This is a genomic window from Arthrobacter sp. efr-133-TYG-118, assembly GCF_030209755.1.
GTDB lineage: Bacteria > Actinomycetota > Actinomycetes > Actinomycetales > Micrococcaceae > Arthrobacter.
The window spans coordinates 278,650-291,946 of record NZ_JARVRH010000010.1 but is presented as its reverse complement, the minus strand read 5'-3'; the positions used below and the strand labels follow the sequence as shown (position 1 = coordinate 291,946).

Here is a 13,297-nt window from a genome sequence, read left to right as displayed (position 1 = left end):
GGGCACGCCGGTGGACACCTGCGTGCTACAGGTTGTGGTCACGCAGGTCGCGCCGACTCGGGGCGTCCATGCGACGACGGGCTTCGGTGAGCAGGCGTGTCTTCTCGGTTTGATCCGTCTCAATCTGCGATCGGACGATCAGGTTGGTGATCCGCTGCTGTTTCGCGGTCTCGGCTTGGATGTCGGCCATACGGCCCTGCTCCTCAGCGAGACGGAGCAGGGCCGTGGCGACGGACTGGATCGCCGTGGTCATTCGGGACATGGGAGAAACGACCTCCTGGTCGGTGATGCAGATGGACGAGTCCGGAGTGCCGGAGGCCGGTCAGTCATCGGTCGAGACAGACGCAGCGGGTGCCGCGGTACCGCCGAGCGGGACGATGCGCAGCAGACCTCGGTAGTTCGGCTTTAGCAGCGGGATGCCCAGTCGATTCGGGTCCGTGCCGGTGTAGCCGGGCGTGTACCAGTCCTTCAGCTCGTACTCGGCGATGAGCGGCTCGGAGAGTGCCATCTTGCTGCCGGGGCGAATCGTGCGGGCTTTGTCGTTGCAGTGCCACAGAGGGTCGTTCTGCACGATGCCGAACAGGTCGGTGATGAACTGCTGGCGGCCGACGAGCTTGCCTGAGGGCGAGACGCGCGTGAACCACACCCGGTACAGGTCGTAGAGGAAGAAGAACGGCAGCAGGTCCCAGACGAACAGCCCGCGGAACTCGGTCCAGAAGGCACGGACGGGGTCGTTCGTCTCCTTGTACTCTGCGAGCAGCACCTGCGTCGCGGGCGGCTCGGAGAGCTCATAGTAGCTCCCGGGCGACGCGGCTCCGGCGCAGTTGATCACGTACCAGAGCACGTACTCGAGGACCTCGCGGCGCTTGAGGAAGTCGTTCTTGATGTAGCGCTTCTCGGCTCCCGTGAAGCTCTTCGTGAACGGCAGGATCAGCTGCCTGCGGTACAGAGACTCAGACTTGTCCTTGAACTTCGGCAGGTCGTTGACGCACTGGATCATGAAGCCGTGGAACTCGAAAGCGATCGGCACCCGGTGCTTCCGGTTGATCTGCAGGGTGTCGTTGGTGACGACGGTCTTGTAGTTGCCGGCCTCTTCGACGAAGATCCCCACCGGGTTCTCGTCGACAATGATCGCGTTTGACTTGATCAGGGGCTCAAGCGCGAACTCCTTGCCGAAGTCCTTGATCGGGATCGAAGTGTGCGCACCGGATCCGAGCAGGTTCCGGCCCAGCGAGCACAGCGTGCCCTTGCCGTTGTTGCCCTGCTCGGAGTGGAACCAGGCAGTCTTGTTCCAGCTGACATGCGGCCGCACGAGCGCACCCAGGACTTCCCAGGTGAGGGCTGCCAGCCCGGCGTTCCTGGTATTGAACTCCTCGTCGCCGTCTGTGTAGAAGAGGTCGTGGATCCACTCGCCGACTTCCCACTCGCCGTCGGCGGGGTCGGGATGCGGGATCCTGACCATCGGCGCGTCCTCGACATAGTCGATGGCGCTCTTGACGGTAAAGACCAACGCAGCATCGAAGGGGTGGACCTTCTTCGGTTCGAAATGGAACTGCTTGCCGCCGAGCGTGATGTCCAACGGCTCAGTGCCGTAGTAGACGATGCCGTTGTTGGCGGCAATGAGATCGCGGTGGGAGTTCAGGTGCACCCGCGGAGCGTCTTCACGCAGCACGGCGACGACCTCTTTGAAGTCGTTGGTGGTGAGCTGGGTGTTGTAGCGCCTGGCCGTGGTCCGCAGGTCATCTTCGCTGGCCGTGTAGATGCCGCGGCTCGGACCGTGCCTGATGTACATGGCGAGCATGTCGTACTCGCGGTCGGTGTTCGCATCAGTGGGGGCGATGCGCACGACGTGGTGCAGGCGCAGCAGAACTTGCGCGACCTGCCAGGTCGAGAGGTGCCTCGGGATCGGGTACACGCCGTCGCCCTTGGGGATCTTGAGGTTCTCGTTCGTCACGATCCCGTAGCAGGAGGCGAGAAGCTCCTGCTCGAGCTGGCGAGGTGCCGGCGGCGCAGATAGATCCAGGCTGGCGAGGTACTCGTCCGTCACGTGGGTGACGATGAGGTTCTGCGGGGCTGCGACGGTGCCTCCGCCCGGGCGGTTGTCGAAGAAGGCGAGCAGATCGGCCTGGAGGTCGGTGAAGGACCGCCCAGCTTGAGCCTGGGCCTGAGAGCTGTCTGTGCCAGAAGTGCTCATGCGTGTCTCTTTCCGTCTTGCGGAGAGTCGTGCCGGCGGCGGTTGTGGGAAGCCGACGGGACTCGTATTCGAATGGAAGTCGTGGTGCAAGCCTATGGCATTCAACTCACCTATCACAACTCATTCGGAATCGAAACTGAGACGAGTCGATAGGGCGGCTGGTGTCAGTCGCGGGTGCGCAGGGCCAACAGGCGGCTCGGTTGGATTGCCACAGCGGCTCGTCGACACCCGGGCCTTTCCGCGGAGTCGCGAAGGGGCAGCGGGGCAGCACAGAGGTTCACCCGTGGGCGGCGTGAGCCACCCGAAGCGCGGGTCCCGATTCGATCGAGCGGGGTGTCGCGGGAGAGGTGGGCTGCGATGGCGGCGGGCCCCCTGTTGTCCGCTTGGATCAAGAGCTGTATCAAAACGCCTGATACAGGCTGTCTTGCCTGGTCAGACGGGGTTTTCGCACGGTCGCGAAGCAAGCCTGTATCAAACCGATTTGAACACTTGATACACCCGTTTTGCCTAGTCAGACGGGGTTTTTAGGGGTTTGTATCATTTGTATCAAGATAAATGAGGTTATACATACGCGATCTCTCCTTGATCCGCCCCGTGGCTTGCCTACCTTGGACGACCCGTGGTATCACGCGCACACACGCGCATGGAAATCAAGCTGTCGATTCTTGATGCGTTTGATACAAGGGGTGTTTTTCCAAGGCTGACCTGGGGAAACACCCGTATCAAGGTCTTGATGCATGCCATCGGGTTCTCGGGTCCGGTCCCCACCCCTGGCCAGGGGAAACGCGTGCATCGCGGCCGATACGCTGTTTTGATACAGGCTTGATACACGGGAGTCGGACGCGGCCAGGGGAAGAAAATGCCCCGGATGAGACGGGGGCGTCTCATCCGGGGCGAAGTATCCGACGGATTATCGGATCGGGCCTGGCGGGTGCGGGTCAGGCGCTATTCGGAGGCGTCCGTGTGCTGTCCCGGCTTGTTGAACAGCGTCAGCACACCGGCGGCCACGAGCGCGAAGCCTGCGAGGCCGAGGAAGAACGAGCCGAACGACGGGCCAATCGCAAAGAGGTTTCCGAAGCCGTCGAGCAGCGCGCCGAGGCCGACGCATCCAGCGCCGATCCCCGCGGCCAGGCGCAGCGACGTGTTGCCGGACTTCACGGTGAGGTTCAGCACAGCGGCGATGATCGTGAGGATCGCGAGGACGAGCAGGATCTTTCCGTCCGAGCCAGCATCCATGTAGCTGAGCCCGTAGCCGTGGAACGAAGCGATCGGAAGGTAGAGTCCCATGATCGCGACCAGAGCGGCGATCGGGATGGCCTGGGGCCCATAACGCCTGGCCAGCGCCAGAGGGCCGCCGGCCTCGCGGGTCTTTGCGTCGATCCGCTCCCGCGCAGTGCGCGCAGCGTTCTTGACGGCCGGGGCCACGTGGGCATCGAGGTAGTCCTTGGCACCTACGGCGACCTTGCCAGCCCCGTCGACGAGCTGATTGGCTCCCTGGCGCATCTTGTCGCCATTGTCCTGGGTCCGCTCGGACTGGGGCTGGTCGTGGTCGCTGATGCTCATAATTCGAAGTCGCTTTCGATAGGGAGTATCAATGGCTGGTTCGGCTTGTGGAGTGGCCTTTCACTCTGCTAGTGTTTCATGTGTGCGATAGGCGACTGTCGTAGTCACCCCGGCACTTGCCGAATGGAAACGTGAATACAGAAGGATCGGAGCGACACTCCCCGTGGGAAGGGAACGCTCCGGTCCTTCTGCGTATCCTCGGTGGGCGCTGGATGCGTCGCGCGGCTCACTTCGAGGACAGCACAGCGGCTGTCTCGGGCGGGAACTGCAGCTTCGTGAGGTCCAGCTGGTATTCCGGATACGGGGAATCGGGATTCTGGGTACCAGAGCCAGTCTGCTCAATCACGTACATGATGGTGTAGATGACCTTGAAGTTCTGGTTGGTGCGGATGTAGTCCTCGATCTTGTCGATCTTGGTCTCGCGGAAACCCTCGACCAGGCGCATCTTCTTGTGGAAGCGGTCCAGCTTGCGCTTGGCGTTGCGCTGGGCTTCGTCGAAGGTCAGGCCGTGGGCAGAGATGCGGAAGACGTGGGCGTAGCCGATGTCGAAGGTCGGGAAGAACTTCGCACTCGGGAAGGCCAGTCGGGACTTCGCCCGGAGGGTCGCCAGCAGGTCAGAGGTCTTAATCTGACCATGGTCGGTGTACGTGATGCGTTCGATGACAGCCATGATCAACTCCTTCGCTGCTGTCGGTGTCTCCAGGGGCTCTCTTGAGCTCCTCTTTCAACCAGTCCCCCGGTGACCGGTACACCCCGGTCACCAGGGCACACGTATCCCCGACGTCGCACCAGGCCGTGCTGGGCGACGACGGGGTTCGCTTCTGCTCTCTTGTCGAGCTATTCGACCCTGACCCGTGCTCGTGGTTCACCGATCTGGTCGGTGATCCCGGCGGACAGGACCTGACGGGCAAGAAGCACAAGGAGGACGGCCCAGGCTGCGCTGAAGAGCCCGATGCATAATGGCGTCGACATCGCCTGGATGGCCGCCTGCGGCAGCATCATGGCGGCGAAGTTGTAGGCCAGGTGCAGTACCACGCAGGGCCAGACCCGGCGCGTCCGTTCCGCGACCAGCGCGAGCAAGAGCCCCAGAGGGATCACGGCCACGGCCTGCACAGAGTTGCCGTGCATGGCGGCGAACAGCAGCGAGCTGAGCACCGCAGCGACCACAGCCCCTGCCTTCTTGCGCAGCATCGGGTACAGGAGGCCGCGGAACAGCGATTCCTCGACGATCGGGGCGACGAGCAGCGATACCAGCAGGCTCGGCACGAAGCCCGAAGACTGCTGGGTCTGGACATGCTGGTCGAAACCCGTCGAGCCGAGATGCGTGTAGATCCACGCTGCGGCTGCCTGTCCGGTCAGGAACATCAGCACCGCGGTGAGCGCGATCCGGGGCCAGAACCGGGGTGTCGCTGACGCCGGCAGAACCTCAGGTGCGAAGCTCAGCCAGGCGGGCTTGAGCAGCCGCACGCCGCCGAACATGATAACGACGACCGCACCCGCGATCGTGCCCGCGAGGACCGGGCTTGTGACCCACGCCGAGCTCATCAACACGAGAACGAGGTAGCCGCCGAGCACGGCGACCGGGACGAGCAGGCACCAGATGGTGCCTGCCAGCCCCCGGTGCAGGGTTGCTCCCCTGCCAGCCTCCTGCGATCGTACGGCGTTCGGCATCAGATCGACCTCTCAATGACGGCCTGGAGACGCGTCTCCCCCAGGAACTCGTTGAGCTGCAGCTTCGCGAGGAACCGTGTCGGCTGGGCCGTCGTGTCCTCCGCGATCTCCGCGAGCCGCTCGAGCTGCGCTTCGGCGGCGTTCCACCACAGGCACGCGAGACCGGTCGCCGTGGTGAGCCGCAGGTGCTGCTTCTCGGAGCCGATCGCCTTCACCGCGAACCTGTCGAGCACGATCTCTACGACAGGTTCGGTGAACTCGTGCCCGAAGGGCCGGAGCGTCTCGACCCGGCGCACGAGCTCGACCAACGGCTCCGTGTCGTCGAGCGTGGCATCGCAATCGGAACCAGCGCCGAGCACGAGGTCGCCGGCCGGGCGCATCGCATCACCGGCGGTGAGCATCGCGACACGGGTGCTGTCCTCGAGGATAGTGACGAGCTGATCGAGCGCCTGCGCCGTGCGCAGCTTCACACCGCAGGCCTGCTGGTGACCGATCGCGTGCAGCTCGTCGTAGCCGTCGAGCGTGGTGATGATGTCGAACCATCCCGGAGCGCGACCGGAGCCGCTCACAGGCTCGTCAGGAGTCGTCGGCCGGTTCACCACCACGACCGGGTGTCCGAGCTGCTCCATCATCTGGTTGGCGAGCAGGCCATACATGCCACCGGGGGCTGCCGAGAAGTACACCCAAGGTGCCAACGGCTGGTCGCCATCGGTGAGCTCCGCCAGGTGCAGGGCCGTGAGCTCCTTGCGGCGTTCGTTGTTCTCGATGATCCGGTGCATGGCCGCAAGCCGCTCGGCAATGCAGGGTGCGGTGAACACTGCGAAGCAGTCGTCGATCGGGTATCCCGTACGCCGCGGGCTGTTCATCGCCGGCGCGAGGTAGAAGCCGTAGAACCCCTCGTTCACGCTGTCGATGTCGCGAATCCTGCCCGCCTGGGCGAAGGCCTTCAGGAGCGCGGCGAAACCCTCGAATGCGGCGACGTACGCCGGGTCGTGATCCTCGGTCGCGAGCAGCTGCAAGAGCGTCGCCCGTGCGATGTCGATGGCGTCAGGGTCCGGGTCCATCCCACCCCAGGGGTTCGGGATCGTCTTTGGAGCGGAGACATGCAGCAGCCGTGCGATCGACAGCGAGTCGCGCACGAGCTGGCGGTTCTCGTAGAGCACCGGCATGACATCGGAGACGGTTCCGAGGCCGGCGAACAGACGCAGCAACCGGATCGCCCAGAGCTTGAAGGGCTGATGGGCCGCAGCGTAGGCCTCGAGGATCTGATAGAGCACGTGCGCTCCGCAGATCCCGCGCAGCGCATAGGTCTCGTCCAGCCGGCAGGGGTCGACGGTGATGTCGGCCTGGCTTCCCGGTTCGAGCTCCTGGTGGTGATCGGTGACGAGGGTCTGCCAGCCGAGCATCCGTGCCGCTCCAATGCCGGCGTGGGAGTTCACTCCTCCGTCGCAGGTGAGCAGCGCGGTGGTGCCCGGGAAGCGTGCGTTGATCTCTGCGATGTCCTCGGGCGTCAGGTCATGGCCACGACGGTAGTCGGGGATGTGGAGATTGACGTTGAAGCCAAGCTCCTTGAGACCGGCGTAGCCGAGCACACCGGAGGAGATGCCGTCCATGTCGAAGTCCGGGGCGATCGTGATCGTGCCCCCGCTTCTGCGGATCTCCTCGAGCGCCGCGACCATTGTGTCGAGGTCTTTGAGCACGGCGTGCTCGCTGGAGTCGATCGCGGTGAGGTACTCGTCGGTCCAGCCCCGGCGCTGGCAGAGCAGCGCGAACAGGTCCGCGGCGGGTTCGGTCTCATCGGCTCGCCACTGGCGGGCAGCGTCGGGCAGAGTGGTTTTCGTGTTCATGGTGTCCTTGCTGTTCACAGTGGGAATCCGATGCGGTTTTCACAGCATCAAATTGGTTAGTCTGCTGATATAGCAGAGCTTACGGGCAATGGCAAGCATTTGCAGTCGAATGGCTTTCCAATGGGCCATCCGATGAGTTAGCCTCAGTGGTATGGCGATGAAGAAAGTAATCGAATCGGACCTTAGTGGTCGACAGGATGCCGAACGGGTCACCTTCGGACTCGGTGATACGTGGTACGAAATTGACCTCACAAATGACGAGCGACAGGGGCTCGAGGCGGCATTGAAGTCGTATCTCGATGCCGGTCGGAAGGCGACTCCAGAGCCACCGAAGCCCCGGAAGATGGTTCCGACGACGACGCCGGAGGAGCGTGAGAAGATCCGCGTGTGGGGTCGGAAGAACGGCTTCGACTTCGCGCCGTATGGTCGCATCCCCAAAGAGGTCATGGCTGCCTACGACTCGGCACACAAAATCACGCGCACCAAGTAGTCACGGGTTGCTCGCCTGATTCTCGACTCAAGAGCCCCATCGCCAGCTGGCAGTGGGGCTCTTTCGTTGTGCTTGCAGTGTCAAAACGGCGGGAGTGACGAGTGGATCACGTCAATGGTCTCGAGTCCGGCTCGAATGACCTGCGTCCGGCAGTGCATGGGTAGGGGGTCAGCGAAGGCCGGATGTTTTGGTGGGTGGTCATGCGGATAGTCCTACCTCTCGATGGGAATGATTTCAGGAATGATTCGCTGAATGAGCGTGGTGCACAGTCGGGGTGCGCTAGCTGCGGCTGATCGGATGGCGCGCTAGGGCTGTATCGCAGGGGTCACCGCAGCCGTGCGGTCGCCACTCGCAGGCTCGACAGCCAGGCATCAGGCAGTTCCCTGCTGTCGAGCCGACGGAGCGAGTTCAGCTCGTCTGGGCGCGTTCGAGCCGCAGCTTCTCGTCGCTGAGCGCATCGGCGTGGGATTGAAGCTCCTCGGAGGAAACGTCGTAGATCGGGCCTTCGTTCTCGTTCAGGAAGTAGAGGCGCATCGACTCGGCCGCGGCCTTGGCACCACGGATGAATTCCTCGGATGCCTCGACGGGGGTCTGGTCGGTGGATGTCTCAGACATGGGTGCTCCTTGGCTGTGGGATGGGAATCGGATGAAGGGTGGTGCACCGTGCAGTGCCGAGACTCGTGTGAGCCGATTACAAGCCGGGAAAAGATGCGACAGGTGCTGAGCGTCTACCCCCAGCAAGGTGCAGCCCGGCTGGAGAAGCATCAGCAAAAAGCCAAGCTGTTGCAGGCTTTCGCCGGGACGTCGCTCTATGATGCACACACTCAGGGCTTCCCCTCGATACAAATTCGTCTTCCGGCGCCAACGAGTGATCCCAAGATCCTCGTCCAGGCAGCACAGCACCTTCTTCCCCGCCTGACCGACGGTCTGAAGTACGTCAAGGCCGGAGTGATGCTGTTCGACCTCTCCCCTGCCACCGGGCAAAAAGCCTTCGAGCAATTCCGCTTCGAGCATGAAGAACGCGGCATTGCCACTCTCGTCGACCAGGTGCAACGACGAATCGGCAGCGACATGATCGGACTTGGGCACGGAGGTCTCCGTCCAGGGCTTGCTTGGCAGATGCGCCGGGACATGCCTTCACCCAGAGCAACGACCCACTGGAACGAGTTTGCCATCGTCAAGGCCAACTGAGAGGAAGAATGGAACCCGTGAAAATCTGGCTCACCGTTCAGGACCCCACCGGCCGAGAGGCCACCCCACCTCGCTTTGAATACGTCGAAGCCGATGCAGAGGACTACCAGATCGCACTGACCAACGCACTCGCCCTCGTATCGGACGGATGGAAAGTGATCAACATCCGCGCCAGTGAAAACAGCAGCGATCCACGAATCCCAATCAACACAGAAGCAGTCATCGCCGCTGCTGAGCGCTGACATATGAGCAACCTGGTCGGGCGGATGACTATCGGGGTTGCCCAAGACGGTGAGGGACTGCGGGATTGCTGGGCAGATAGAGCCTGATTTGGCGAAATTGGGGCGCATATTCAAGCAGTGATTCCCTGCCAAAATTCAATGCCTCGTCGAAGCCCCCCCACTTCCGGCTTACATCCGGCTCTCGATCGTGGCGGTTCTTCGTCAAGACCTTCGGCAATTGTCGAATTTTCGATTCCGCGCTTTTACCGCTCAGGCAGGATCCTGATTCTCACCAGGATCAGTTCTGAAAGGGGTAGAGCGATGGGTACCGAAGTATTCAACCCAACACCGTGGATTTTCGGGATCATTGTTGTTCTTGGAGGCACAGCATGGTGGTTCCGATATCGACGACCGCATGGCGGCAAACCGCGCCAGAAGGCTTTCATCCGACGTGTGTCGACATGGCTGGGTTTGACACCTGCCGAGAAAGACATGAAGACCGAGACCGTGGACACCGTGTCGAGGACGATTGGGGCGCCCTTTGACGGTGGCCAACTGACCTGTGCAAGCCACATTCACTTGCGAAATGAGGACGCACCGCTCTTCCAGTTAAGAGAGCAGTTGTCCTATTTCGCGCGGGTGGTCATGAAGGAAATAAATGAGCGAGGCCGGGCGCGCGCGCGGCGAACCGGACAGGTCTGGGCTGGATGTCCGGACCTTATATTCCACCTGTACACCGGCCCGTTCGCCGTTTACGCCACCAGGGACGAGACTGCCCTTCCCATTTTCGACACGATCGAAGAATCCCCGCCTTCCGGGATGGAAGACGGAACCGCCCGCGTTCGAATCATCGAGCACGATCGATGCTCGGAACCTGTCGAAAGTGTCACAGGGGAGGACGAGAGGATTCCCGTCACGGACAAGGCCTCCTCCATTCCGCCCACGGAAGGATGCCCCCCGCTGTACACGGTCATCCTTAGCATCGACGGGGAAGAGGTGGATTCCGTCGATGTGCCGTTGAGCGCCGAGCCGCTCGACATCAGACTGGGCAGGGGAGCGGACAGCGACCTGAAGGTGCCCGGGGGGCTTTCCCGGGTGTCCCGCGATCATCTTGACCTGACTTTCGCTGCGAAGGGGATTTACGCGACAGATTTGTCGACGTGGGGCTCCTGGCAGGGAGCAGAGGGGAATAGGCGTCGGTTGCCCAAGGGAAAGCCAACCTACGTCGACGTCGACGATGTTTTGGCTTTGACAGGCGACGGCGGCGTGCGCGTGCGCATAGTGGCAGCAACTAAACGGAGCGAAGCATGAACTGCGCCCAGATCATTGAGCCCTCCATCACACTGTCCGTCAGCACCAAGGCGTATCCCACAGCATCCCGCGGCAGGTTGCTTTTGCATGCACTCCTGTGGGGCGCCGCGGCGGCCGCAATTTCCACTGCCACGGTACCTAAAACTCATTCGGACTGGACAGCGCTGAGCGTGGCCCTTGGCGGAGGCGCGTTCGCTTGCTGCTTCCTGGCGGCTGGGGCGCGGCACCAGATCGGAACGCTGTGGTCGCTGGCAGCATTGGGGGCAACCATCCAGGTGAGGCTGGGGGCACCCATTTCCAGGACCATCCTCCTCCTTCTTGCCGGAGTGGGCGCCTTCATAGTCCTGACGGCGCTGTCACGGCGGTTAGCGAGGCAACCCTGGCCGCTTCAGAGGCTATACAGGGCCGGCATGATTCTCAGCAGTCTCAGCCTTTTCCTAAGGCTGCTTCCGGCGTCAGCAGGGAACCTCGACAACGGGCAAATCAATCTTCCCCTCGGCGGTTTGAGCCTGCAGTCAGGCGAGTTCACCCGCATTCTCTTCATCATCGGCATGGGCCTTATCACCTTAGACCTTGTCGAGGCGAGCCGGGCAGGGGCGTTCGGGCGAAGCGAGTACCGACGACTGGCCGGCGCGCTTCTGGTTGGGATCCCGTATCTCGGCCTTCTTGCAGTCGTCGATCAAGGACCGGCGGCCCTCACGGTGGCGGGAATCGCCTGGATCGCTATCGCCTCCGCCCGTATCAGGCACTGGGTAATAAGACGCCGGGCAGCCGCTGGCATGATGACCGTCATAGCGGCTCTCCTAATCTTCGCCTCTGCGGGTCTGTTCAGTCGAGCTCTCCAGCGTCTCGCGGACGTCCTGCACCCGCAAGGACAACTTGATGCAGGTTTGCGGGCCATGAAATTCGGCGGTCTTGTCGGTGGGGGAACCGGCTCCTCGCCTCTGATCGGATGGGTCCCCGAAGTGGGGAGCGACTACGTTCCGGCCGTGGTGGCGGCCGACTACGGCCTGGCGATGCTCGCGTTGACCGGCTCCGCACTGTTGATCGCTCTGGGCAGTCTGATCATGCGACTGAGGTGGAAGGAAGGGGTACAACCATTGATCGCTTCCGGTCTCGGGTTCTCCCTGCTACTCCAGAGCCTGCTGTCCCTCTTCGGGGTGCTCGGTGCCATCCCGTTGACAGGGATCAGCGCCCCCGCGCTTGCTATCACCGGCTCCGCTTTCCTTCCCACGATGATCATCCTCGGATTCCTTGCCGGCACATCCACGGAACAACCCCCAGCCAATCAAACCCGAATCGCCGGGACCTTCCCCCTGCGCTGGGTTGCCGCGGTCTTCGCGGTCCTGTGCGCGGTCACAGCCCTCACGCCTGTCGATCTAACCCTGCGTGACCAGCTCATCCTGCCCCGCGGAGACATCCTCACCGCAGACGGGCAGGTAATCGCCGCCACAAGCAGTGACGGCGGCAGGCTTTACCCTCAGGGAGCCTTGTACTCGGAGATCGGCGCCTCAATTAAAAACTACGCAGCCTACGGGTTGGAAAGCGTCGCCGGTTACCAGCTCGTGTGCGGGGGACGCCTTAGCTTCTGGGATCACTTTGCCAATCTGCTGCGACCCGCCCCGTGTCGCACGGCCGCCCTCATCACCTCCTTGCAGGAGAACCTGCAGGAAACCGCGGCGAGAACCCTGGGTACTTCTCCCGGGGAGGTCGTCGTCCTCGATGCCCGCACCGGCGCCGTGCTTACGCTCTACAGCAGCAACCAGGCCGACCCCGGTGCATTGCCAGCTGGTGCGATCCCGGCATCGCCTTCGCGGCGGGGTGCCTTCGCCCCCGGTTCAGTATTCAAGCTCGTCACCGGCGCAGCAGCACTCATTGACCATCTGGACACCTCCCAGGCCCCGCTAACGGAGCTGAACTTGGAGAAGACCGTCCTACCGAACTACGCGGGGTTCACCTGCCCGGACAACTCGATCGCTACCATGCTGTCCCGATCCTGCAACACCACTGCCGGGTACATCGCCAAAAACCTCGGCCAGGAGCGGCTGAAGGAAGTTGCAACCCACTACTTCGGCACTGACTCCGCCCCCGGTTACGACGGCGGCGATGCGACACCGATCGTGACCGGTCTGCTCACGCCCCTCTCCACGGACCAGCTCGTCCGCACCGGCATCGGCCAGGAGAGCGTGACCGCCAACGTCCTGAACATCGCCGCTGTGACGATGACGGTCGCGCGTTCAGCATCCGAAGGTTCCCCGGCTCAGCCGGTGCCCTCCCCGCATATCGTCGGTGGCTATTGCAGCTCCTCGGGCTGGCAAACGGCCGAGGAAACGGCCACAACACACGACCCGCTACCTTCGTCGGCGGCCGACGAATTGATGAACGGGATGCGGCAAGCCGCCCACACCGGAACCGCTGCTGCCCTTGGCGCGGCGTTGCCTCCCGGCATCGATATTGCAGCCAAGAGCGGCACTGCCGAAACCGGAACTGACGGCCACTCGATCGAGGGCTGGGTCACGACCGTACTGAAGAACCGTTTCGTCGTGACCGTTCACGTCCACGGCGCAGACACCTCCGCGGACGCAAAGGCCTCCACAGTCGCCGCCGCCGTGCTACTTTCCATCCAACAGAAGGAACCGGCAGCGGCGACCGGCTGTCCCGACATCAAAAATGGGGGAATCCAATGACGACATTCGTGATTGAAGCCTGGCTGATGGCAAGACTGGAAATAGACGGAATCGCCCGGGGCGTCAACGGAATAAGCAAGCAGAAAGTACCGATACCACTGCTGGGCGATGATAAACAGCAC

General features: G+C 62.6%; 12 protein-coding genes. 5 read left to right on the top strand and 7 right to left on the bottom strand.

What is annotated here, in order from left to right:
- Positions 1 to 25: 25 nt before the first annotated feature.
- The 6 genes from QRN59_RS10200 to QRN59_RS10175 all read right to left on the bottom strand — a co-directional run bounded on the left by QRN59_RS10200 (position 26) and on the right by QRN59_RS10175 (position 7,275).
- Positions 26 to 262: a hypothetical protein gene (locus QRN59_RS10200; RefSeq protein WP_284982395.1), complete on the bottom strand. Its 237-nt coding sequence runs from the start codon at positions 260 to 262 to the stop codon at positions 26 to 28.
- 60 nt (positions 263 to 322) lie between these two features.
- On the bottom strand, positions 323 to 2,194 hold the full coding sequence (locus QRN59_RS10195; protein WP_284982394.1) for a phage/plasmid primase, P4 family: 1,872 nt from the start codon (positions 2,192 to 2,194) through the stop codon (positions 323 to 325).
- A gap of 945 nt (positions 2,195 to 3,139) precedes the next feature.
- Positions 3,140 to 3,757 carry a hypothetical protein gene (locus QRN59_RS10190; protein ID WP_284982393.1) on the bottom strand — a complete coding sequence of 206 codons (618 nt, stop codon included), beginning with the start codon at positions 3,755 to 3,757 and terminating at the stop codon, positions 3,140 to 3,142.
- 226 nt (positions 3,758 to 3,983) lie between these two features.
- The gene (locus QRN59_RS10185; RefSeq protein ID WP_284982392.1) at positions 3,984 to 4,427 is read right to left on the bottom strand and encodes a hypothetical protein; all 444 of its coding nucleotides are present in this window, start codon (positions 4,425 to 4,427) and stop codon (positions 3,984 to 3,986) included.
- Between the two features lie 167 nt (positions 4,428 to 4,594).
- Positions 4,595 to 5,428, bottom strand: a complete 834-nt coding sequence (locus tag QRN59_RS10180) for a CPBP family intramembrane glutamic endopeptidase (RefSeq protein WP_284982391.1) — start codon at positions 5,426 to 5,428, stop codon at positions 4,595 to 4,597.
- Positions 5,428 to 7,275, bottom strand: a complete 1,848-nt coding sequence (locus QRN59_RS10175; protein WP_284982390.1) for a DHH family phosphoesterase — start codon at positions 7,273 to 7,275, stop codon at positions 5,428 to 5,430. Before QRN59_RS10175 ends, QRN59_RS10180 begins: the two co-directional genes overlap by 1 nt.
- 151 nt (positions 7,276 to 7,426) lie before the next feature.
- Here QRN59_RS10175 and QRN59_RS10170 point away from each other — a divergent pair, with 151 nt between their 5' ends.
- Positions 7,427 to 7,765, top strand: a complete 339-nt coding sequence (locus QRN59_RS10170) for a histone-like nucleoid-structuring protein Lsr2 (protein WP_284982389.1) — start codon at positions 7,427 to 7,429, stop codon at positions 7,763 to 7,765.
- Between the two features lie 408 nt (positions 7,766 to 8,173).
- Here the strand turns inward: QRN59_RS10170 and QRN59_RS10165 are convergent, their stop codons facing one another.
- On the bottom strand, positions 8,174 to 8,380 hold the full coding sequence (locus QRN59_RS10165; RefSeq protein WP_284982388.1) for a hypothetical protein: 207 nt from the start codon (positions 8,378 to 8,380) through the stop codon (positions 8,174 to 8,176).
- 15 nt (positions 8,381 to 8,395) lie between these two features.
- Between QRN59_RS10165 and QRN59_RS10160 the strand changes: the two genes are divergently transcribed.
- The 4 genes from QRN59_RS10160 to QRN59_RS10145 all read left to right on the top strand — a co-directional run bounded on the left by QRN59_RS10160 (position 8,396) and on the right by QRN59_RS10145 (position 13,175).
- Entirely contained in the window at positions 8,396 to 8,956 is a 561-nt protein-coding gene (locus QRN59_RS10160) for a DinB/UmuC family translesion DNA polymerase (RefSeq protein ID WP_350225232.1), read from the top strand.
- A gap of 17 nt (positions 8,957 to 8,973) precedes the next feature.
- Positions 8,974 to 9,198 (top strand): hypothetical protein, encoded by a 225-nt coding sequence (locus QRN59_RS10155; protein ID WP_284982387.1) that lies wholly within the window; start codon positions 8,974 to 8,976, stop codon positions 9,196 to 9,198.
- A gap of 471 nt (positions 9,199 to 9,669) precedes the next feature.
- Entirely contained in the window at positions 9,670 to 10,488 is an 819-nt protein-coding gene (locus QRN59_RS10150) for an FHA domain-containing protein (RefSeq protein WP_284982386.1), read from the top strand.
- Positions 10,485 to 13,175, top strand: coding sequence for a penicillin-binding transpeptidase domain-containing protein (locus QRN59_RS10145; protein ID WP_284982385.1), 2,691 nt, complete (start codon positions 10,485 to 10,487; stop codon positions 13,173 to 13,175). Before QRN59_RS10150 ends, QRN59_RS10145 begins: the two co-directional genes overlap by 4 nt.
- The last annotated feature ends 122 nt before the right edge of the window (positions 13,176 to 13,297 follow it).